This window comes from Pseudonocardia endophytica (assembly GCF_004339565.1).
GTDB lineage: Bacteria > Actinomycetota > Actinomycetes > Mycobacteriales > Pseudonocardiaceae > Pseudonocardia > Pseudonocardia endophytica.
Genome location: NZ_SMFZ01000001.1, coordinates 1,117,134 through 1,135,016, shown reverse-complemented (window position 1 = coordinate 1,135,016; position 17,883 = coordinate 1,117,134). Strand labels below are relative to the sequence as shown.

General features: G+C 73.2%; 19 protein-coding genes and 1 pseudogene. 13 read left to right on the top strand and 7 right to left on the bottom strand.

Annotation, left to right across the window (positions count from 1 at the left end):
* Window positions 1–444: 444 nt before the first annotated feature.
* The 7 genes and pseudogenes from EV378_RS04885 to EV378_RS04855 all read left to right on the top strand — a co-directional run bounded on the left by EV378_RS04885 (window position 445) and on the right by EV378_RS04855 (window position 7,178).
* Window positions 445–2,835, top strand: a complete 2,391-nt coding sequence (locus EV378_RS04885; protein ID WP_132421512.1) for a xanthine dehydrogenase family protein molybdopterin-binding subunit — start codon at window positions 445–447, stop codon at window positions 2,833–2,835.
* A gap of 16 nt (window positions 2,836–2,851) precedes the next feature.
* Window positions 2,852–3,322, top strand: coding sequence for a (2Fe-2S)-binding protein (locus EV378_RS04880; RefSeq protein WP_132421511.1), 471 nt, complete (start codon window positions 2,852–2,854; stop codon window positions 3,320–3,322).
* Window positions 3,323–3,353: 31 nt separating this feature from the next.
* A complete protein-coding gene (locus tag EV378_RS04875) occupies window positions 3,354–3,668 on the top strand; it encodes a hypothetical protein (RefSeq protein WP_132421510.1) in 315 nt (104 codons plus the stop codon).
* Window positions 3,669–3,864: 196 nt separating this feature from the next.
* On the top strand, window positions 3,865–4,758 hold the full coding sequence (locus EV378_RS04870) for a LuxR C-terminal-related transcriptional regulator (protein WP_132421509.1): 894 nt from the start codon (window positions 3,865–3,867) through the stop codon (window positions 4,756–4,758).
* Between the two features lie 23 nt (window positions 4,759–4,781).
* Window positions 4,782–5,372: an NADPH-dependent FMN reductase gene (locus EV378_RS04865; RefSeq protein WP_132421508.1), complete on the top strand. Its 591-nt coding sequence runs from the start codon at window positions 4,782–4,784 to the stop codon at window positions 5,370–5,372.
* 15 nt (window positions 5,373–5,387) lie between these two features.
* Window positions 5,388–6,395, top strand: a pseudogene (locus EV378_RS04860) (methylenetetrahydrofolate reductase); the annotation flags it as partial.
* A 27-nt stretch (window positions 6,396–6,422) separates the two neighbouring features.
* Entirely contained in the window at window positions 6,423–7,178 is a 756-nt protein-coding gene (locus EV378_RS04855; RefSeq protein ID WP_207908578.1) for a class I SAM-dependent methyltransferase, read from the top strand.
* Window positions 7,179–7,194: 16 nt separating this feature from the next.
* Here the strand turns inward: EV378_RS04855 and EV378_RS04850 are convergent, their stop codons facing one another.
* Window positions 7,195–7,386 (bottom strand): hypothetical protein, encoded by a 192-nt coding sequence (locus tag EV378_RS04850; RefSeq protein WP_132421507.1) that lies wholly within the window; start codon window positions 7,384–7,386, stop codon window positions 7,195–7,197.
* A 164-nt stretch (window positions 7,387–7,550) separates the two neighbouring features.
* On the opposite strand from EV378_RS04850, the gene msrA reads away from it, so the two are divergent.
* A complete protein-coding gene (gene msrA / locus EV378_RS04845; RefSeq protein WP_132421506.1) occupies window positions 7,551–8,063 on the top strand; it encodes a peptide-methionine (S)-S-oxide reductase MsrA in 513 nt (170 codons plus the stop codon).
* Between the two features lie 12 nt (window positions 8,064–8,075).
* Here msrA and EV378_RS04840 read toward each other — a convergent pair whose 3' ends face one another.
* From EV378_RS04840 to EV378_RS04820, 5 genes are all read right to left on the bottom strand, one after another.
* Complete coding sequence (locus EV378_RS04840) at window positions 8,076–8,579, bottom strand: PaaI family thioesterase (protein WP_132421505.1); 504 nt, start codon at window positions 8,577–8,579, stop codon at window positions 8,076–8,078.
* A 40-nt stretch (window positions 8,580–8,619) separates the two neighbouring features.
* Window positions 8,620–9,114, bottom strand: coding sequence for a winged helix-turn-helix transcriptional regulator (locus EV378_RS36875; RefSeq protein ID WP_132421504.1), 495 nt, complete (start codon window positions 9,112–9,114; stop codon window positions 8,620–8,622).
* Window positions 9,111–10,544 carry an MFS transporter gene (locus tag EV378_RS04830; protein ID WP_132421503.1) on the bottom strand — a complete coding sequence of 478 codons (1,434 nt, stop codon included), beginning with the start codon at window positions 10,542–10,544 and terminating at the stop codon, window positions 9,111–9,113. Before EV378_RS04830 ends, EV378_RS36875 begins: the two co-directional genes overlap by 4 nt.
* Before the next feature lie 73 nt (window positions 10,545–10,617).
* Window positions 10,618–10,875, bottom strand: coding sequence for a hypothetical protein (locus EV378_RS04825; RefSeq protein ID WP_132421502.1), 258 nt, complete (start codon window positions 10,873–10,875; stop codon window positions 10,618–10,620).
* A 135-nt stretch (window positions 10,876–11,010) separates the two neighbouring features.
* Window positions 11,011–11,838, bottom strand: coding sequence for an LLM class flavin-dependent oxidoreductase (locus EV378_RS04820; RefSeq protein ID WP_132421501.1), 828 nt, complete (start codon window positions 11,836–11,838; stop codon window positions 11,011–11,013).
* 272 nt (window positions 11,839–12,110) lie between these two features.
* Here EV378_RS04820 and EV378_RS35205 point away from each other — a divergent pair, with 272 nt between their 5' ends.
* From EV378_RS35205 to EV378_RS04800, 5 genes are all read left to right on the top strand, one after another.
* Window positions 12,111–12,272, top strand: coding sequence for a hypothetical protein (locus EV378_RS35205; protein WP_165922142.1), 162 nt, complete (start codon window positions 12,111–12,113; stop codon window positions 12,270–12,272).
* Window positions 12,269–13,363, top strand: coding sequence for a YeiH family protein (locus tag EV378_RS04815; RefSeq protein WP_132421500.1), 1,095 nt, complete (start codon window positions 12,269–12,271; stop codon window positions 13,361–13,363). Before EV378_RS35205 ends, EV378_RS04815 begins: the two co-directional genes overlap by 4 nt.
* Complete coding sequence (locus tag EV378_RS04810; RefSeq protein WP_132421499.1) at window positions 13,360–14,499, top strand: LLM class flavin-dependent oxidoreductase; 1,140 nt, start codon at window positions 13,360–13,362, stop codon at window positions 14,497–14,499. The genes EV378_RS04815 and EV378_RS04810 overlap by 4 nt, the downstream gene beginning before the upstream one ends.
* 87 nt (window positions 14,500–14,586) lie before the next feature.
* A complete protein-coding gene (locus EV378_RS04805; protein WP_132421498.1) occupies window positions 14,587–15,273 on the top strand; it encodes a DUF998 domain-containing protein in 687 nt (228 codons plus the stop codon).
* Entirely contained in the window at window positions 15,270–16,514 is a 1,245-nt protein-coding gene (locus EV378_RS04800; protein WP_132421497.1) for a cytochrome P450, read from the top strand. The genes EV378_RS04805 and EV378_RS04800 overlap by 4 nt, the downstream gene beginning before the upstream one ends.
* Here the strand turns inward: EV378_RS04800 and EV378_RS04795 are convergent.
* Window positions 16,501–17,868, bottom strand: a complete 1,368-nt coding sequence (locus tag EV378_RS04795; protein ID WP_132421496.1) for an aromatic amino acid lyase — start codon at window positions 17,866–17,868, stop codon at window positions 16,501–16,503. The two genes, EV378_RS04800 and EV378_RS04795, sit on opposite strands and share 14 nt — an antisense overlap.
* Between the last annotated feature and the right edge of the window lie 15 nt (window positions 17,869–17,883).

Here is a 17,883-nt window from a genome sequence, read left to right as displayed (position 1 = left end):
GTGCATGGCCGAGGTAGCCCGGCCCCGGGTCTCGCGCTGTCCGGCGCATGATGGCGGATCCGGTGGGCGTAACGCCGCACCGTCGCGAGCCGATCTGACCCAGGAGCGGCAGACGCCATCGGCACCCAAGCTTTCGTTTGGATAGCCTCACCACAGTCCGGCGTTCAGGCGCCACCCCCGCATGTGGGTGGGCGGGAGCTCCTCCGGTAATCCGCATCTGCGGACCGATTCCGCCGGGTGCCCCTTCTGCGCGTGATCAAACCCCGGTAATCGTTGATCCGTGCGGCGTGAAGCAGGCGTCGAAAAGGGCCCAGATGGTCGAATCCTGCACATCCGGAGCGTGTCTGCCCCCACCGGAACGTCGTTGTCCGCTCCAAGCAGGCCGGACGTCCGAACCAGCTCCCCAACTGGGTTCGGAACCGGAGTCGTACAGAGAGGACAACGATGCCCGCTCATCGCGCGCCACTGCTTCGTCCCCGCCCCCGCTCCGAGGACGAAGCTCCCCACCACAAGGACGTCAGCCGCAGGAAGTTCCTCGGCTACATCATCGCCGCACCGACGCTGGTCGTCGCTGCCGAGATCGGTCGACAGAGCCTGTTCGACGCCGGGAGTGCCTTCGGCGCCCCGAACGCGTCCGCCGCGGCGATCCCGTCGCCGCCGCAGCCCGCGGAGCTCTACGAGTTCGTGGACAGCTACCGCGACGCCTGCCGCCCGACCAACGGCCTGCTCAAGGTCGTCGTCGAGAGGGACGGCACGGTCTCGTTCGCGCTGCCGCGCTCGGACAACGGCCAGGGCATCATGACCTCCTTCGCGATGATCATCGCCGAGGAGATGGGCATCGAGCCGGAGCAGGTCAACGTCACGCTCGCGGATGCCCGCCCCGAGCTGGTCTTCAACCAGCTCACCGGCGGCTCCAGCGCGACCTACTCCATCTACTCGCCGGTCCGGGTCGCTGCCGCGATCGCGAAGGGCGCGCTGCTCGACGCCGCCGCGGCCCAGCTGGGTCAGGACAAGCGGACGCTGCAGACCGCGGGCCTCACGGTCGTGGACACCGCGGGCCGGGCGCTGCCGTTCGGCGAGCTGGCCGAGAAGGCCGCCAGCCCCGTCACCAAGGCGGTCGAGGTCGTCCTGAAGGAGAAGAACGACTTCACGATCCTCGGCAAGTCGCGGGGCAAGGACGACGCGCGCGCCATGGTGACCGGCAAGAAGCAGTTCACGATGGACATCCAGGTCCCGGACGCGCTGCACACGGTGATCTGCAGGGCGCCCGACCTGAATGGCTTCCCGAACGGCACCCCGGCGAACATCGACGAGGTCCGCGGGATGCCCGGCGTCGAGGCGGTCGAGATGATCGGCAACGGCATCGCCGTCGGGGCCAGGACGACCGGCCAGGCGTTCGACGCCGTGAACGCGCTGCAGGTCGACTGGGCCCCCGGCACGTTGGCCGGCAAGTCCGATGCCGACGTCGTGAGCGAGCTGCGCGCCGCCGAGCTTCCGCTGGCCGTGCCGTCGGTGGTCGGCACGACGCTCGAGCAGTCCTTCGTCCACCACGCCCGCAACGGCTCAGCGCTGGAGACGAACTGCGCGATCGTCGACTTCAAGGACGGCAAGGCCGAGGTCTGGGCCCCGGCCAAGAGCCCGATCGCCGGCCAGAAGATCGTGGCCCAGAAGCTCGGGATCCCGATGAACGCGGTCACGTTCCACGTCGTGCCCGGCGGTGGCTCGTTCGGTCGCAGGCTGTTCAACGACCACGTCCAGGAGGCCTCCGAGGCCGCCAAGGCGTTCGGCCGCCCGGTGAAGCTGATGTGGGACCGCGCCAACGACTGCCGGCAGGGCCGGGTGAAGCCGCTGTGCACCACCCGGATCCGGGCCGTCGTCACCAAGGACGCGGTGGCGAGCTTCGAGCTCCGCTACACCGGCACCAACATGGAGGTCGACGAGGGCTTCGCCGAGATGATCACCTCGCAGGCGATCAAGGCTCCGGGCGGGAACCTGGGCATCTCCGAGGCCTTCTGGAACATCTCGGTGACCACGCCGTACAACTTCGGCGTCAACACCGCCGTGATGAACGAGGTCGAGTCCGGCTTCAACACCGGCTCGACCCGCAACGTGTACGGCCCGGACACCTGCACCGCCCGCGAGGTCATGGTGGACCGGATCGCCGACCAGCTGGGTAAGGACCCCTACGAGTTCCGGGCCGAGTTCATCAAGAACGCCCGTCTGAAGAAGGTGCTCGACCGGGCGGCCGAGGAGGCCGACTGGGGCAAGTCGATGGAGCCCGGCACGGCCCAGGGCATCGCCGTCCACCAGGAGTACAAGGCCGCCATGGCCTGCGTGGTCGAGCTCGACTGCCGGCCGGAGACGGTGAACCGGAAGGTCCGTTCCGGTCGCACGGGGCCGAGGGTCACCAAGGTCACCTTCGTCGTCGACCCCGGTCTGCTGCTCAACCCGCTGGGCTACGAGGCGCAGATGATGGGCGGCATCAACGACGGGATCGGCTGGGCCCTGACCGGCGGGCTGCACCTCAAGGACGGGCACTTCGTCGAGGCCAGCTGGGACAACTTCTTCTACACCCGGCAGTGGAACACCCCGCCCGAGATGAACATCGTCGTCGTGGACGACTCGGACTTCCCGGATCCGGGCGGTGCCGGCGAGGCCGGCGTGCCCGCCACGATGGCGGCCGTCGTGTGCGCATGGCGCAAGGCGACCGGGAAGGAGCCGGAGTACACCCCGCTCCTGCACGAGGAGCCGTTCCCCGAGGGCTTCACCGAGTACCCGACGTCGCCGCCGATCCCGGAGTCGCCCACCGACGGCCTCGAGTACACGTACGGCTGAGTAGGAGACAACCGACATGCCCACCCACACGTTCACGCTCAACGGGGAGCAGGTCTCGGTCGACGTCGAGGACGACGTCCGCCTGCTCTGGGTGATCCGCGACGTCCTCGGCGTCACCGGACCCAAGTACGGCTGCGGGATCAACGTCTGCAAGGCCTGCACCAGCCACTACAACGGCAAGGCCTTCAACCCCTGCTCCGTCCCGGTCTCCGCGATCGGGCCGGAGGACGAGATCACGACGATCGAGGGCCTCGCCGACGGCGACACCCTGCACCCGATGCAGCAGGCATGGATCGAGCACGACGTCGCGCAGTGCGGCTACTGCCAGCCCGGCCAGATCATGGCCGCGGTGGCGAAGGTCAACCAGGTCAAGGCCGAGGGCCGGGAGCTGGACGACGACGCCTTCTCCGAGATCCGCAACATCTGCCGGTGCGGCACGTACCAGCGGATCCGCGAGGCCGCGAAGGCCGGCGCGGAGAACATGTGACCCCGGTACGGCTACGGAAGGACGCACGACGATGAACGCACGCAAGAGATTGATGACCGCCTCGCTGGGGCTGGCCGGCCTGGTGCTGCCGCTCGCGGCCGTGGGCACCGCGCAGGCGGACGAGGAGAACCCGGCCGAGGGCTACCCGAGCACCCAGAGCCCGCTCCAGGCGGTCAGCGGCGTCGGCGCGACGCTGGGCGAGGCGAACCACGGGCTTCTGGACGCCCTGAACGGCGACGACCGCCCGGACGGTGCGAACGGTGTCGAGACCGAGTTCCCGCCACTGGACTACCGCTACGTCGAGGGACCGGTCGGAGGTCTGCTGACCAACGGCCCCTTCCAGTAGGGAAGCTGCTGGTAGGCGGCCTGATGGACTAGGGAGCCAGGCCCCCGACCAGCGACGCGCCGGGCCCCGCCTCCTCTCCGGGGGCCCGGCGCGTCATCTCCCTCCGGAACGACGCGCGAGACAGCACCACCACCACTCAGCCATACTCACAGCGACACAGCGACCCAGTGCGCTCGCAGAACCAAAGGTGGTTCCGATGAGCAGTCGACCAGAACGCCCGCGCGCGTTCGACCGCCCGGCCGCCCTGCGCGCCGCGGTCCGCACCGTCCAGAGCGACACCGGCGTCCCGGTCTCGTTCGGTGCGTTCACCGACAACGGATCGACCGCGGTGCTCAGCGAGTTCCGCGGCACGCGCACGCGCAAACTGCACCGCCTCGAGGTCAGGGCGGGCGAGGGGATCGGCGGCCGGGTGATCGCCGAGGGCAGGCCCGTCGCGGTGAACGACTACCGGACCGCCGACACGATCACCCACGAGTACGACGAGTGGGTGCTCGGCGAGGGTCTGGCCTCCGTGGCCGCCGCCCCGATCATGGTGCGGGACCGCGCGGTGGCCCTGATCTACATCGCGACCCGGACGAAGGCCGGCTTCGGCGACCGCGGCAAGGCCGCGATCCTGTCCGGGGCGCGGCGGCTGAGCATCGAGCTCACCGTGCAGGACGAGGTGGTCCGCCGCCTGCGCGACGCCGAGTGCGTCGCGACCGCGTCCCCCGGCAACCTGCGCGACGTGATGGATCTCGAGGAGCTGCGCGAGCTGCACGCCGAGCTGCGTGCCGTCGCCCAGCTGATCGACGACGACGGCCTGGCCGACCGCGTCGCCGCGGTGTCGCGGCGCCTCGCCGACGTCGGCAGCGCCGGCGCCGTCCGGGGCGTGCCGAGGGCGGTGCCGTCCGATCGGCCCGCGCTGTCGGTCCGCGAGGTCGACGTCGTCTCGCAGGTCGCGCTCGGCTGCACGAACGCGGAGACCGCGACCCGGCTGTCGATCAAGCCGGAGACGGTGAAGGCCTACCTGCGCAGCGCGATGCGCAAGCTGGAGGCGCACAGCCGCCACGAGGCCGTCGTCCGCAGCCGCAGCCTGGGGATCATCCCCTGAGCCGAGCGGTTAGGGTCCGCCGGATGAAGCTGTTGGGGATCTCCGGGAGCCCGTCCACGCCGTCGAAGACCCTGCTGCTCGTCGAGGCGGTGGTCGGGCACGCGCGGTCGTCGGAGCCGAACGTCGACGCCTCGGTGGTCAACCTGCGGGACCGCGACGTGATCCTCTCCGACGGGCGGGACCCCGCGGACTACGAGGGCGACACCCGCGCGGTGATCGACGAGGTGGTCGCCGCGGACGCGCTCGTCGTCGGCACCCCGATGTACCGGGGCGGATACACCGGACGGCTGAAGAACCTGTTCGACGTGCTGCCCAACGACGCGCTGGAGGGAAAGCCGGTCGGGATCGTCGCGACCGGGGGCTCCGACCACCACTTCCTGGCGATCGAGCACGAGCTCAAGCCGCTCGTCGGCTTCTTCCGTGCCTACCCGGTGCCCGGCGCCGTGTACGCGCACGACGGGCACTTCGCCGGCGGGGAGATCTCCGACGAGGGCATCGTCCACCGCACCCGGCAGCTGGCCGGGACGCTGGTGGAGTTCGCGTCGCGGATGCCGCGCACGCTCTACGGCGCGGACGGTCCGGCGATCCCGCGGCGCTTCCTGCGCGACAGTTGACGCGTCGGTACCGTCGCCGCGGTGTCGTCCTGTCCGAAGCGGATGGTCTACGGGCCGTGCGGGGGAGTGCGCGACGACCTGACCTGCGAGCTGGGGTCCGTGACCTGTCCGTTCGTCGACGGACCGGCCGTCGCGTGGGGTGGCCCGGTGCCGTCGTCGCATCCGGTGCCCGGAGCGTTCGAGCGCTCCGGCGGGCGCCCGATCGTGCTGGCCGATCTCACCGTCCCGCCCTACGACGCCGGGTCGCTGGCCCGGTGCACGACCATGCTCGCCGGGTCCTGCGACGCGCTGCTCGTCGGCCAGTACCACGACCAGCCGGACTTCCCGCCCACGCTGCTCGCCGCGCTCATCGGGGAGGCGGGCGGGCACCCGTGGGTGACGCTGTCCTGCCGCGACCGCAACCGGGTCGTGCTCGAGCAGGACCTGGCCGGGCTCGCCGCCGTGGGCGTGGACGCGGTGTTCTGCGTGACCGGTGACGCGCGCGCACCGGGCGTGCGCGCCGACGTGACGCAGGTGTTCGACCTCGACGGTCCCCGCCTGGCCGGTCTCGCGGCCGCCGCCGGGCTGCCGGTCGCCGTGCCCGAGTCGCCGGACGCGCCGCCGCGGGAGGAGCGGGCGGCCCGCCTGGCCGAGAAGCGGCGGGCCGGCGCCGGTGCGGCCGTGCTGAACCACGTCGGCTCCGCCGACCGGCTCGCCGCGTTCACGTCGGCGGCCCGGGCGTCGGGCGCCGACCTGCCGGTGGTGGCGGGCGTCGCCGTCTACACCGACGAGCCGGGCGCGCGCACGTTGCAGGCGTTCCCCGGGCTGGCGCTCGACCCGGAGCGGGTCGAGGCCGTGCTCGCCGCGCCGGACCCGGTCGAGGCCGGGATCGAGGCGGCCGTCGCCGAGGCCGCCGAACTGCTGGCCGTGCCGGGGGTGGCCGGGGTGAATCTGTCCGGGCGGGGCACGTCCGGCGGGTCGGAGCGTGCCGCGGAGATCAAGGCGGAGGTCGGGCGGAGGATCCGCGGGCTGCTGGCCGCGTAGACCGCCGCGTGCCGGGTAGCTCCACGGATGCCAGAGACCTCGCCGATGGAGATCGAGTTCGACACGGTCGCCCGCTGGACCACCGACGCCGTCGCCGAGCTCGGTCCGGACCACGCGATCCCGGCCGCCTGCCGGGGAAGCGCGAGCCCGGCCGGGCTGGACCGGCTGTGCCGCGACCTGCGGCCCGGCATGCGGCTCGGCGACGTCGGCGGCGGCACCGGGGGCCCGGCCGCGTATGCGCGCGAGCAGGCGGGCGTCGTACCGGTCGTCGTCGACCCGATGCCCGGTGCCTGCCGGGCCGCGGCGCGGATGTTCGGGATGGACGCCGTCGTCGGCGGCGGGGAGCGGGTGCCGCTGGCCACCGGGTCGCTGGACGCGTGCTGGTGCCTCGGCGTGCTGTGCACGCTGGACGACAACGACAAGGCCCGGCTCGTGAGGGAGCTGCGCCGGGTGCTGGCACCCGGCGGCCCGCTCGGACTGCTCGTGTTCACCGCCGACGAGCCGCGCCCTGCGGGCGCCCCGGACGGCAACCGCTTCCCGACACTCGGTCGGGTACGAGAGCTGCTGACCGACCACGGCTTCGTCGTCGACGACGAGGTGGCGCCGGACGACCTGCCGCCTGCGCCGCCGTCGTGGCGGGAGCGCGCCGACCGCGTCGACGACCTGCTCGCCCGCCGGCACGGCGACGATCCGCGGTTCGCCGAGGCGGAGGAGCAGAGCGGGCGGCTCGGCGCGCTGATGTCCGACGGCGTCGTACGCGGGCACCTGCTGCGCGCCCGCTGACCGGCACCGGCCGGCGTCAGTTCTGCGCCGCCGCCTCGGCGTGCAGCGGACACAGGGGGTCGATGCACGGGTTCTCGTCCGCTCCGGACCGGTACGCCGCGTTGGCCAGCACCGAGCAGAGGCAGCCCCTGGCGGTGGCCTGCGGTCCGCCCGGCGGCAGCTCGTGTCCCGCCGCTCCGCCGTCCGGCGGTGTTGCGTCGTCGCCCATGTCGTCCCCCGAGTCGCGCGAAGGAACGACGCTACCGTATACGGAAGGCCGGGGTCAGCCGTCGGCGACGAACGGGGAGTGGGCATCGCCGACACGCCGGGCGGAACATCGCCGACCGGTCACGTGTTGATCCGACCGAGTCCGACCACGAAGGAGGTCCCTCGATGACCGAGACCGCGATCCTCGCCGGCGGCTGTTTCTGGGGTGCGCAGGAGCTGTTGCGGCACCGTCCGGGCGTGCTGTCCACGCGCGTCGGGTACTCCGGCGACGAGAACACGCCGAACGCCACCTACCGCCGCCACGGCGACCACGCCGAGGCCGTGGAGGTCGTGTTCGACCCGGACACGATCTCGTTCCGGGAGATCCTGGAGTTCTTCTTCCAGATCCACGACCCGTCGACGAAGGACCGGCAGGGCAACGACATCGGCCGCAGCTACCGCTCGGCGATCTTCTACACGTCCGACGAGCAGCGGGCCGTCGCACTGGACACGATCGCCGACGTCGACGCGTCCGGGCTCTGGCCCGGCAAGGTCACCACGGACGTGGAGCCCGCCGGCGCGTTCTGGGAGGCGGAGCCGGAGCACCAGGACTACCTGCAGAACTACCCGTACGGCTACACGTGCCACTTCGTCCGTCCGGGCTGGGTGCTCCCGAAGCGGGCCGAGGCCGCCGGCTGATCCTCCCGATCCTCAGCGCAGGATCAGGCAGCTCGACGACGCCTCGCCGAGCAGCCGCCCGCCCGCGTCGTGGATCTCGGCGCGGGCCAGGGCGGTCCGCCGACCACCGTGGACGACCCGGCCGGTGCACGTGACCGGGCCGGTGTCCACGGTGATCCCGCGGACGAACTTCACGGTCAGGTCCAGGCTCGTGTACGCCACACCCGCGGGCAGCGTGGACTGCACGGCGCAGCCGCACGCCGAGTCGAGCAGCGTGGCGTAGACGCCGCCGTGCACCGAGCCGATCGGGTTGTAGTGGTACTCCTGCGGCTCGAGTGAGAACGTCACCTCGCCGGGTGCGACGGCGACCAGCCGGCCGCCGATGGTGTGCAGGATCGGCGGCGGCGTCAGCGTGCCGTCCGCGAGCTGCTGCAGGAACGTCAGGCCGTCCACGCCGGTCGCGGCGGCGGCCAGCTCGCGCGGGTCCGACCACGTGTACTCGCGACGACGGTCGGTCGCTCTGTCGGCGATGGTCATGTCTCGTCCTCTCCGGGGTCTGAGTACGAAGCCTGCTGAGCTACGCACCAGTACGGCCCGGCCGCGGGCGGGCGCCCGGGCCGGGTTCGATCTCGATGGCGTCGGAGCCGGTGATCCGGTGCCCGGCGGCGCATTCGCTGACCAGGCGGATCGGTGCCCCGCACCCGACGTGCCGCGGGACGACCGGGGGTCCGGCGCCGCCGTCGAGGTGGCGGTCGCCGAACTGCATGAGCGCGGACAGCACGACACCGAGGTCGCGTCCGAGCGCGGTGAGCCGGTACTCGGCCCGCGCCCGTCGCCCCGGCTCGCGGTACTCGACCTTCTCCACCACACCGCGGTCGACCAGCGCGGACAGCCGCCGCGTCAGCACGTTGCGCGCGATGCCGAGGTGGCGGGCGAGCTCGTCGAAGCGGTGGACGCCGTTGCGCAGGTCGCGGACGAGCAACACGGTCCACGGGTCGCCCAGCAGATGTGCGGTGCGGGCGATCGAGCAGCTCTCCGAGTCGAAGTCGGTGTAGGTGAATCCGGTGGTCACGTCGCTCCCTCCAGGGCCGGGCGGCGCTCGGCGGTCCCGACGGCCCAGAGCACGGCTCCGGTCAGGGACGCGGCCGCGCCGCAGACGACCAGCATGATCCACCCGTGCCGCAGGAGCGCGAGCTCGCCGCGCCCCGTCGTCGTCGCACCGACGACCGTCACCGCCAGCGCCGTGCCGAGCACCGCGCCGATCTGGCGCGCCGTGTTCAGCAGCGAGGACCCTGCGCCCCAGCGCGGGGCGGGCAGCGCCGAGCCGACGACGGACGACAGCGACGGCAGGATCAGCCCGACACCCAGGCCGGTGAGGAGCTGTCCGGGCAGCACACCGGTGAGGTAGGCAGGCTCCGGCCCGAGCGAGGCCAGCCACCACACCGGCCCGAGCGCGAAGGACAGGCCGCCCGCCGCGGCGACCGGGCCGGGTCCGAACCGGGCCGCCCAGCCACCCGCGAACCGCGCCACGACGACCACGACGAGCGGCCCCGGCGCCAGCGCCAGCCCGGCCAGACGAGCCGACCACCCCCACGTCCCGGTCAGGAACAGCACGTTGACCAGCAACATCGCCGAGAAGCCGGTGGTGAACAGCAGCATCGCGGTGCTCGCGAGGCGCAGCGGGACCGAGCGCAGCACGGCGAGGTCGAGCGCGGGGACGGGATGCCGGACCGACCGGGCCACGACCATGCCCAGCCCGAGTGCGCTCACCACGAACCCGGCCGCCACCCACGGATCGGTCCAGCCGGCGTCGGCGGCCCGCACCAGGGCCCAGGCCAGCGCACCGACGGCCGCGACGAGCGCGACCGCGCCCGCGACGTCCGGGCGTCCGGTCCCGGCCGGACGGACCGCGGGGAGCACGCGACCGGCCGCGACCAGCGCGGCGAGCCCGACCGGCAGGTTGATCAGGAAGACCCAGTGCCACGACAGCTCGACGAGCAGGCCGCCGACGGGCGGGCCGAGTGCCGCGGCGACCGCCCCGATCGACGCCCACGTGCCGACCGCCCGCGCACGCCGCTCGGCCGGGTACGCGGCCAGCAGCAGCGCCAGCGACGCCGGGGTCAGCAGCGCCGCACCGAGCGCCTGCACGGCCCTGGCGGCGACCAGCACCCCCACCGACGGGGAGACCGCGCACGCCGCGGACGCGAGCGTGAACACCACCAGGCCGGCCCGGAACACGCGCCGGTGGCCGTAGCGGTCGCCGAGCCGTCCGGCCAGCGCCAGGAACGCGGCGAACACGACCGTGTAGCCGTTGAGCACCCACGACATGCCTGCCAGGTCGGTGCCGGGGAAGTCGGCGCGGATCGCCGGGAACGCGATCGCGACGACGAACAGGTCGAGGCTCGCCAGGAACGCCGCGGCGGAGACGACGAGCAGGACGGTGCCGGGCCGCGGGGCCGGCCGGGGATCGTCCGTGCCGTGCACGGACGTGGCCTCTCCCATGTGGACCTCCCGGATCGTCGACCGACGACCGGAGCGTATCCGGGCTGAGTTGTTCAGAGCAACTCAGATCAGGTCACAGTCCGAGCCCCTCCGGCGAGTCCGGGACGACGAGCGCCGCCTGGTCCGCGCACGTGCGGGCGGCGGGTCGTGGGTCGCCGCCGAGGATCTGACCCTCCCCGCCGGAGCAGGCGTAGACCGGGTCTCCGGAGTCCGACAGTCCGACCACGACACCGGCCCAGCCGGGCTGATCGGTGGGTCGTCCGCACATCACGCACGCCCGGCCGGCGGCCTGCTCGTCGGTGACGTGGGTCCACACGTGGTCCGGCTGCATCGCTTCGCGCCCTCTCGCCCGCCCTGGGACAAGGGTCGGCCCCGCGGACCGCGTTCGGCAAGCCCCTCGGCACGGGTCGCCGAGCCCGGACCGGGCCGGTCGAGGCGTCCGCGCGGGGTCGCTTCCGGAGATCCGTCAGGTCGCGGACCTCGTCGCCGACAACCGCTCGCGGCCGGGGCGGATCCCGTTCGGCTCCTCGAGCCGGGGCGCGATCTCGTCGGCGACCCGGCGCAGCACCTCGCGGTGCCGTGCGGTGGGCGCGGTCGCCGGCTGGGCCTGGACGACGATCTCGCCCGCCCACGGCAACGCCGGGTCCTCGGCCCAGCGCACCAGCGTCTCGGTACTGCTCTCGTCCTCGATCAGCGGCCGGGACAGCGCGACCCGTGGCGTGCCATGGCAGTAGGTCCAGTACCGCGCGAGGTCGCCTGCCACCTCGGGGTGCGCCTCACCGCGCCGCCCGGACAGCAGTCCGACGCCGCGGTCGGCCGCCGCGTCGACGGTCTCGGGTCGGCCGGTCGCCCACCAGATCCGCGACTGCGGCTCGTCCCCGGGGAGCAGCTCGAGCAGCCGGTCCAGCGCCGCGAGGCAGTCCTCGTGGCGCTCGTCGTGGTCGCGCCCGAAGCGGTCCGAGGCGTCCGCGTCGGCCCCGGCACCGATGCCGAGCTCGAGCCGCCCGCCGGACAGCGCGTCGGCGACGGCCGCGTCCTCGGCCAGGCGGAGCGGGTCCTCCAACGGCAGGGCGATCACACCGGTGCCCAGCCGCATCCGTTCGGTGTACTGGGCGATGGCCCCGAGCAGCACGAGCGGGGACCCGAGCAGGCCACCCAGATGCCCGTCGTGGTGCTGGGCGACCCAGAACGAGTCGAACCCGAGCCGCTCCGCCTCGATCGCCAGCTCGATGGTCTCCCGGTACGCGCGCGCCGGATCGTCACCGGTCACGTGGGTGAGGTAGCCAAGCCGCATGGCGGCGAGAGTAGGACGGGTGGGTCGCCCGGCCCTCGCGGGACCACCGGAGAAACCGATCTCCCGGTTCGGGGGTGCGGAGAGCCCGTTGCGCACCGTAACGTCTCCGTCCGTGCCCCACGGACCGCTGACGCAGCGTCGATGGATCGACTGCTGCTTCGTCACGGCCAGTGGCTGTCGCCGGGTCTGACCCGTCTTTCGGCGGAGCGCGTGGCGCGCCGCCGTCCTCTGCGCTCCGGTGATCGGTTGCGCACAGCCATGGGAGGCACCCCGTGAGTACCGATTCCTCGCCAGAGCCCGTGTCCGACCCGGCGCAGCGCCCCGGCCTCGGTGCCCGCATCGGCGCCGACTGGGCGGCCGTGATCGTGGCCGCCGTCGTCGTCCTGCTGGCCCTGCTCGGCCTGCTCCCGTCGATCCCGTTCCTGGTCAAGTGACCGCCCCGACCGGCACCGCGCCCGCCACCCGTGGCGGCGCCCGCGAGCTGCCCCGCTACCTGCCGGGCCTGCTGCTGCTCGCCGTGATCGGGATCGTGGCCGCGTACCTGCAGCTCGGCCTGCGCGCCGTCGGCACGGCGACCGGCACGGCGCTCCCGGACGTCGAGTACGTGCTGTGGGCGATCCTGATCGGACTCGTCATCCGGAACACGGTCGGCGTGCCGGAGATCTTCCGGCCCGGCGTCGGGACCTACGAGTTCTGGCTGAAGATCGGCATCGTGCTGCTCGGCGCCCGGTTCCTGCTCGGCGACCTGGCGAAGCTCGGCGGGTTCAGCCTCGGCCTGATCCTCGTCGACATGGCGATCGCCACTGCGGTGATCCTGCTGGTGGGCAGACTGTTCGGGCTCGGCGGCAAGCTGTCCACACTGCTCGCCGTCGGCACGTCGATCTGCGGTGTGTCGGCGATCGTCGCGTCGCGCGGGGCGATCGACGCCGACGACGAGGACTCCGGCTACGCGATCGCCGCGATCCTCGCGCTCGGCGCCGTCGCGCTGTTCTCGTTCCCGGCGATCGGGCACCTGCTGCAGCTGACCGACACGCAGTTCGGGCTGTGGGCCGGGCTCGCCGTGGACAACACCGCGGAGACGGCCGCGACGGGCGCGGCGTACTCCGCGGAGGCGCAGCAGACGGCCGTCGCGGTGAAGAACACGCGCAACGCGCTGATCGGCGTCGTCGTGCTCGTCTACGCGATCTACTGGTCGACCCGCGGCGGTGTCGCGGTCGCGCCCGGCCTGCGGGCGCGGACGGCGTTCGTGTGGCGGACGTTCCCGAAGTTCGTGCTCGGCTTCGTCGTGGTGTCCGCGGTGGCGACGGCGGGTCTGCTGTCCAAGCCGGAGGTCAGCAGCCTCGGGAACCTGTCCAAGTGGGCGTTCCTGCTGTGCTTCGCCGGGGTCGGGCTGAACTTCGACATCCGGGAGATGGCGCGCAGCGGATGGCGACCGCTGATCGTCGCCGCGCTGGGGCTCGTCGTGGTGGCCGCGTGCTCGCTCGGGCTGGTGCTGCTGACCTCGGGATGGCTCGACGCCGGATGAGCCCGCTCCCGCTGTCGGTCCTCGACCTGTCGCCGGTGCCGTCCGGCGGCACGGCCTCCGACGCCCTGCGCAGCACGATCGACCTGGCACGCGTCGCCGAGTCCGCCGGGTACCACCGCTACTGGGTGGCCGAGCACCACCTGGTCCCGGGTGTGGCGTCGTCGTCGACGCCGGTGCTGGTCGGGCAGATCGCCGCGGCGACGTCGACGATCCGGGTCGGCTCCGGCGCCGTGCAGATGCCGGGCACCCGGCCGTTGCAGGTGGCCGAGCAGTTCGGGACGGTCGCCGCGCTGTACCCGGGCCGGGTCGACGTCGGGCTCGGCCGGTTCGACCTGCACAAGATCCTCCGCGCGATCGAGGCCGGACGGGCCGGAGCCCCGGACGGGAACGGCGCGCGACCGGCCGACCGGGTGGTCGAGGGGCTGCTGGTCCCGGCGCCCGCGCGGTTCGCCGGTGACCTGTCCCAGTTCCGCGCGCTCGCCGAGATCATGGGCTTCCGGTCCGACCAGCCGTCGCCGGAGTACGGCCCGCTCGTCGACGAGGTGCTGTCCTACGTGGACGGCACAGCCCGGCGACCGGACGGCGCCGAGATGCCGGTGCTGCCCGCGCTCGGCGCCGACCTGCAGGTGCTCGTGCTGGCCACCAGCGGCGGGGACAGCGCGACGACGGCCGGGGAGCGGGGCCTCGCGCTCGCGGCCGGGTACCACGTCGCGCCGCACGGTGTGCTGGACGCGGTGTCCGCCTACCGTTCCGCGTTCCGGCCGGGCCGGATCGACGAGCCGTACGTGATCGTGTCCGCGGACGTCGTCGTCGGGCCGGACGACGACACCGCCCGCGAGCTCGCGGCGCCCTACGGCCAGTGGGTGCTCGACATCCGTGCCGGGCGGGGCGCCCAGGCGTACGTGACACCGGCCGAGGCCCGCGCTCGCGAGTGGACGGACGCGGAGCGGGCCGGTGTGGCGGATCGCGTGAGCACCCAGATCGTCGGGTCGCCCACCACGGTGTGCGAGGGCCTGGACGTGCTCGCCCGCGCGACCGGGGCCGACGAGGTGATCGTCACGACGATCACGACCGACCACGCCGACCGGGTGCGCAGCCACGAGCTGCTGGCGACGGAGTGGTTCGGGCGGGGCTGATCGCTGTTCGGGGAGCGCAACGGTCGGCCTGCGCACGGTTCGCTCCACGGCTGCGGATCACGCGCCCACCGGGAGCACACTCGGGAGATGACCACGTCGGCGCCGGGGATCCGTTCGGGTGCGGGGTGGACGGCGTCCGCGTTCGCCGTCGCGGCGCCGGTCCTGGTGCTCGTCGGTGCCGGGTTCGCCGCGGCCGCGCAGGCGCCGGGGTACGACCCGGTGCGGCAGACGTTCAGCGCGCTCGCCAACCGTGGCGCGACCGACCGCTGGATCATGACGACCACGCTGCTCGCGCTCGGCGTCGGCTACGTGGTGGTCGCGGCGGCGCTGCCCGGGATGCGGGCCCGTGGACGGATGGTGCTCGCGGTCGGCGGCGTGGCCGTGACGCTCGCCGGGCTGATGCCCCAGCCCGCGCAGGGCAGCTCGACCGTGCACATGGTCGCGGCCGGCGTGGGCTGGGCGGCGTTCGCGCTCTGGCCGCTGGCCGCGTCCCGCTCGCGTGACGACCCGGCGGTGGACCGGTGGAGCAGGCGCGCGCCCGCCGTCGTCGTGACGTCCGTCCTGGTCGTGCTGCTGGCCTGGTTCACGGTCGAGCTGGTCGGCGGGGGACGGCAGCTCGGGCTGGCCGAACGCGCGCTCGTCGTCGCACAGACGCTGTGGCCGGCGACCGTCGCGCTGGGGAGGGCGTTCGGCCCGTCCTCGGCGGAGCGCACTCCCCGCCGGCCCCCGATCCGGGCTACGGTCCGGTTGCGCGAGAGGGGGAGTCGACGATGACCGAGCGCTACTGGGACCCGTCCGCCGACGCCGCGGAGCACGAGGACCTCGACCACCTGCGTGACCACTTCGACCCGGTCTGCCCCGGCCTGACCCGCGGCCGCTACGGACGGGTCGCCGGCCGGATGGCGCAGGAGTGCCCGATCACCCGTACCGACGGGTTCGAGAGCGGCATCTGGACCGTCTCCGGTTACGACGCCCTGCTGGAGGTGCACAAACGGGAGGGCACCGAGCTGTCCAACTTCCCGGTGCTGCTGCAGAACTTCGGCAACGTGCGGCCGGTCATCCCGATGGAGTCCGACCCGCCGTTGCACCGCCAGTACAAGCAGATCATCGCCGAGCCGCTGTCCCGGGCCGCGCAGAAGGAGAAGGAGCCGTACTACCGGGAGATCGTGCGCGACCTGCTGGCCCCGGTGCTGGAGCGTGGGTCCTGCGACCTGTTCACCGAGATCTGCAACCCGCTCGCCGTGCACGCGCTGATGGACGCGCTCGGCGTCCCCGGCCCGGACCGCGACCGGCTGGCCGAGCTGGCCGTCTCGCTCGTCCGTGGACGCGCGGGCGACGGGCGCGCGGCCGAGGAGATCTACGCCTACTTCGACGGGCTGTCGGCCAAGAAGCGCCGCGACCCGGCCGACGACATCGTGTCCCGGCTCTGCTCGGCCACCGTGGACGGTCGCCCGCTGACCGAGACCGAGATCCTCGACTACTGCATGATCCTGCTGCCCGCCGGGTTCGAGACCACGGCCAGCTCGATGAGCATGATGTTCCTGGTCCTGGCCGAGGAGCCGGAGCTGCAACGCTCGCTGCGCGACGACCCGTCGTCGATCCCGACGGCGCTCGACGAGCTGATGCGCTACGTGACGCCGACCCGCTCGCACACCCGCACGGTCACCGCTCCGTTCTCGCTGGGCGCGCACGACTTCGCCGTCGGGGACCGGATCTACCTGAACTGGGCGGGCGCCAACCACGACCCGGCCGTGTTCGACCGGCCCGACGAGATCGTCCCGGACCGTCGTCCGAACCGGCACATGGCCTACGGGTTCGGTGCGCACCTGTGCGTCGGGGTGCACATGGCGCGCACCGAGATGCGGATCGCGTTCGAGGAGGTGCTGGCCGCGATGGGCGACATCCGGGTCGCCGACCCGGACGCCGTCGTCGAACAGGTCGGCACGACGTGGGCGATCACGACGCTGCCGGTGGAGTTCACGGTGCTCCGCCGAGGCCCGGTCACCGGCCGGTGAGCACCGCGAACACGTCGGCCATCGCGTCCATCGCCCCGAGCGGGGTCGTGTCCAGGCCGTAGTGTCCGAGCACCGACGCGTGCAGGTCGGCCAGGCCGGGCGGTACGACGTCCTTCCGGTAGGCGAGCGTGTGCGAGGCGAGGACGGCGAGCAGCGACAGGTTCGCGTCCAGCGCGTAGCCGGCGTCGCCGCACTGGCGCCAGGCGAGCACGTCCGGGGTGCTCGTGTCCGTCGGGCCGCTGCGCCCGACCCCGACCAGCGACGGCTGGGCCGCCGCCCGTGCCTGGTCGGCCCAGCCGTTGGCGGGCATTCCGAACCCGCTCACCCGTGGCTCGCTCTCGTGGGCCCGGACCCCGTCCGGCACCTCGACCAGCCGGTTGATCTGCGCGGTCACCAGGTGGGTCAGGTCGGCCCAGCCGTGGGTGAGCGCGTCGAGGGCCGGGGACGCCAGCGGGTTGTGGTACCCGCCGTTGGACAGGATGTCGGTGCCGGTGAACACCGGGTTGTTCGACGCGGCGGACAGCCCGATCGCCGCGGCCTGTTCGGCGTGCGCGAGCGCCCGGCGCACCGACCCGAGCACGCGCGGCGCGCTGCGGAACGACACCGGCGCCTGGTAGGGGAGCTGCGGGCGGGCGGCGCCGGAGAGCAGCTCGCGGAACCGGGCGAGCACCTCGGCCTGGTGCGGGTCCCGCCAGATGCGGCCGAGCGCCTCGTCGTAGTGCATGTCCGGGCTGGACCCGGCGACGGCGGACAGGGCCAGCACCCGCTCGGCCCGGTCGAGGCGGTCGCCGGCGTCGAGCACGGCGTCGGCGAGCACGGCCGCGGCCACGGACGAGCCGTTGACCAGGAACATGCCCTCGCCGATCTCGAGGGTGTGCTCGAACTCGGGCCGCAGCAGCGCACCGAGCGCGATGATGTCGCCCGGCTCGCCGTGCCCGGCCGCCGGGACCGTGGGGAGATCGGGCCTGCGCAACAGGTCGACGAGGCGGCCCGCGGTCCCGGGGCGGACCGGCGCCGTCCCGTGCAGCACGTCGGCCAGGCGGGCGACCAGGACCGTCCGCAGCACGCGGTCCGGCAGCGGCGGGCCGACGGTCGGGGGCGTCGGCGGCATGACGGCGCCGTACTCGCGCCGCCCCGGCTCGTCGAGCAACTGCTTGGCGGCCGTGTCGTGGCGTGTGGTGATGCCGTAGAGGTACCGGTCGAGGTTCGCGTCGACGAACGCGAGGAACTCGTCGCGCCGCCGCCCGATCGCGTCCAGCGCCGCGGGTGCGAGCTCCGCGTCCTCACCGCCGCGTGCGATCCGGCGCACCGCGTCCAGAGTCAGGTCGTCCGGGGAGCTCAGCAGTACCGTCACGTCCGGATACTGCCA

Bases quoted from the DNA above. Each gene is read 5' to 3' on its own strand.
- EV378_RS04830 (WP_132421503.1), bottom strand. From the start codon at position 10,544: ATGGGAGAGGCCACGTCCGTGCACGGCACGGACGATCCCCGGCCGGCC.
- EV378_RS04850 (WP_132421507.1), bottom strand. From the start codon at position 7,386: ATGGGCGACGACGCAACACCGCCGGACGGCGGAGCGGCGGGACACGAG.
- EV378_RS04825 (WP_132421502.1), bottom strand. From the start codon at position 10,875: ATGCAGCCGGACCACGTGTGGACCCACGTCACCGACGAGCAGGCCGCC.
- EV378_RS04865 (WP_132421508.1), top strand. From the start codon at position 4,782: ATGAAGCTGTTGGGGATCTCCGGGAGCCCGTCCACGCCGTCGAAGACC.
- EV378_RS04880 (WP_132421511.1), top strand. From the start codon at position 2,852: ATGCCCACCCACACGTTCACGCTCAACGGGGAGCAGGTCTCGGTCGAC.
- EV378_RS04820 (WP_132421501.1), bottom strand. From the start codon at position 11,838: ATGCGGCTTGGCTACCTCACCCACGTGACCGGTGACGATCCGGCGCGC.
- EV378_RS04805 (WP_132421498.1), top strand. From the start codon at position 14,587: ATGACCACGTCGGCGCCGGGGATCCGTTCGGGTGCGGGGTGGACGGCG.
- EV378_RS04810 (WP_132421499.1), top strand. From the start codon at position 13,360: ATGAGCCCGCTCCCGCTGTCGGTCCTCGACCTGTCGCCGGTGCCGTCC.
- msrA (WP_132421506.1), top strand. From the start codon at position 7,551: ATGACCGAGACCGCGATCCTCGCCGGCGGCTGTTTCTGGGGTGCGCAG.
- EV378_RS04855 (WP_207908578.1), top strand. From the start codon at position 6,423: ATGCCAGAGACCTCGCCGATGGAGATCGAGTTCGACACGGTCGCCCGC.
- EV378_RS04840 (WP_132421505.1), bottom strand. From the start codon at position 8,579: ATGACCATCGCCGACAGAGCGACCGACCGTCGTCGCGAGTACACGTGG.
- EV378_RS04800 (WP_132421497.1), top strand. From the start codon at position 15,270: ATGACCGAGCGCTACTGGGACCCGTCCGCCGACGCCGCGGAGCACGAG.
- EV378_RS04885 (WP_132421512.1), top strand. From the start codon at position 445: ATGCCCGCTCATCGCGCGCCACTGCTTCGTCCCCGCCCCCGCTCCGAG.
- EV378_RS04875 (WP_132421510.1), top strand. From the start codon at position 3,354: ATGAACGCACGCAAGAGATTGATGACCGCCTCGCTGGGGCTGGCCGGC.
- EV378_RS04870 (WP_132421509.1), top strand. From the start codon at position 3,865: ATGAGCAGTCGACCAGAACGCCCGCGCGCGTTCGACCGCCCGGCCGCC.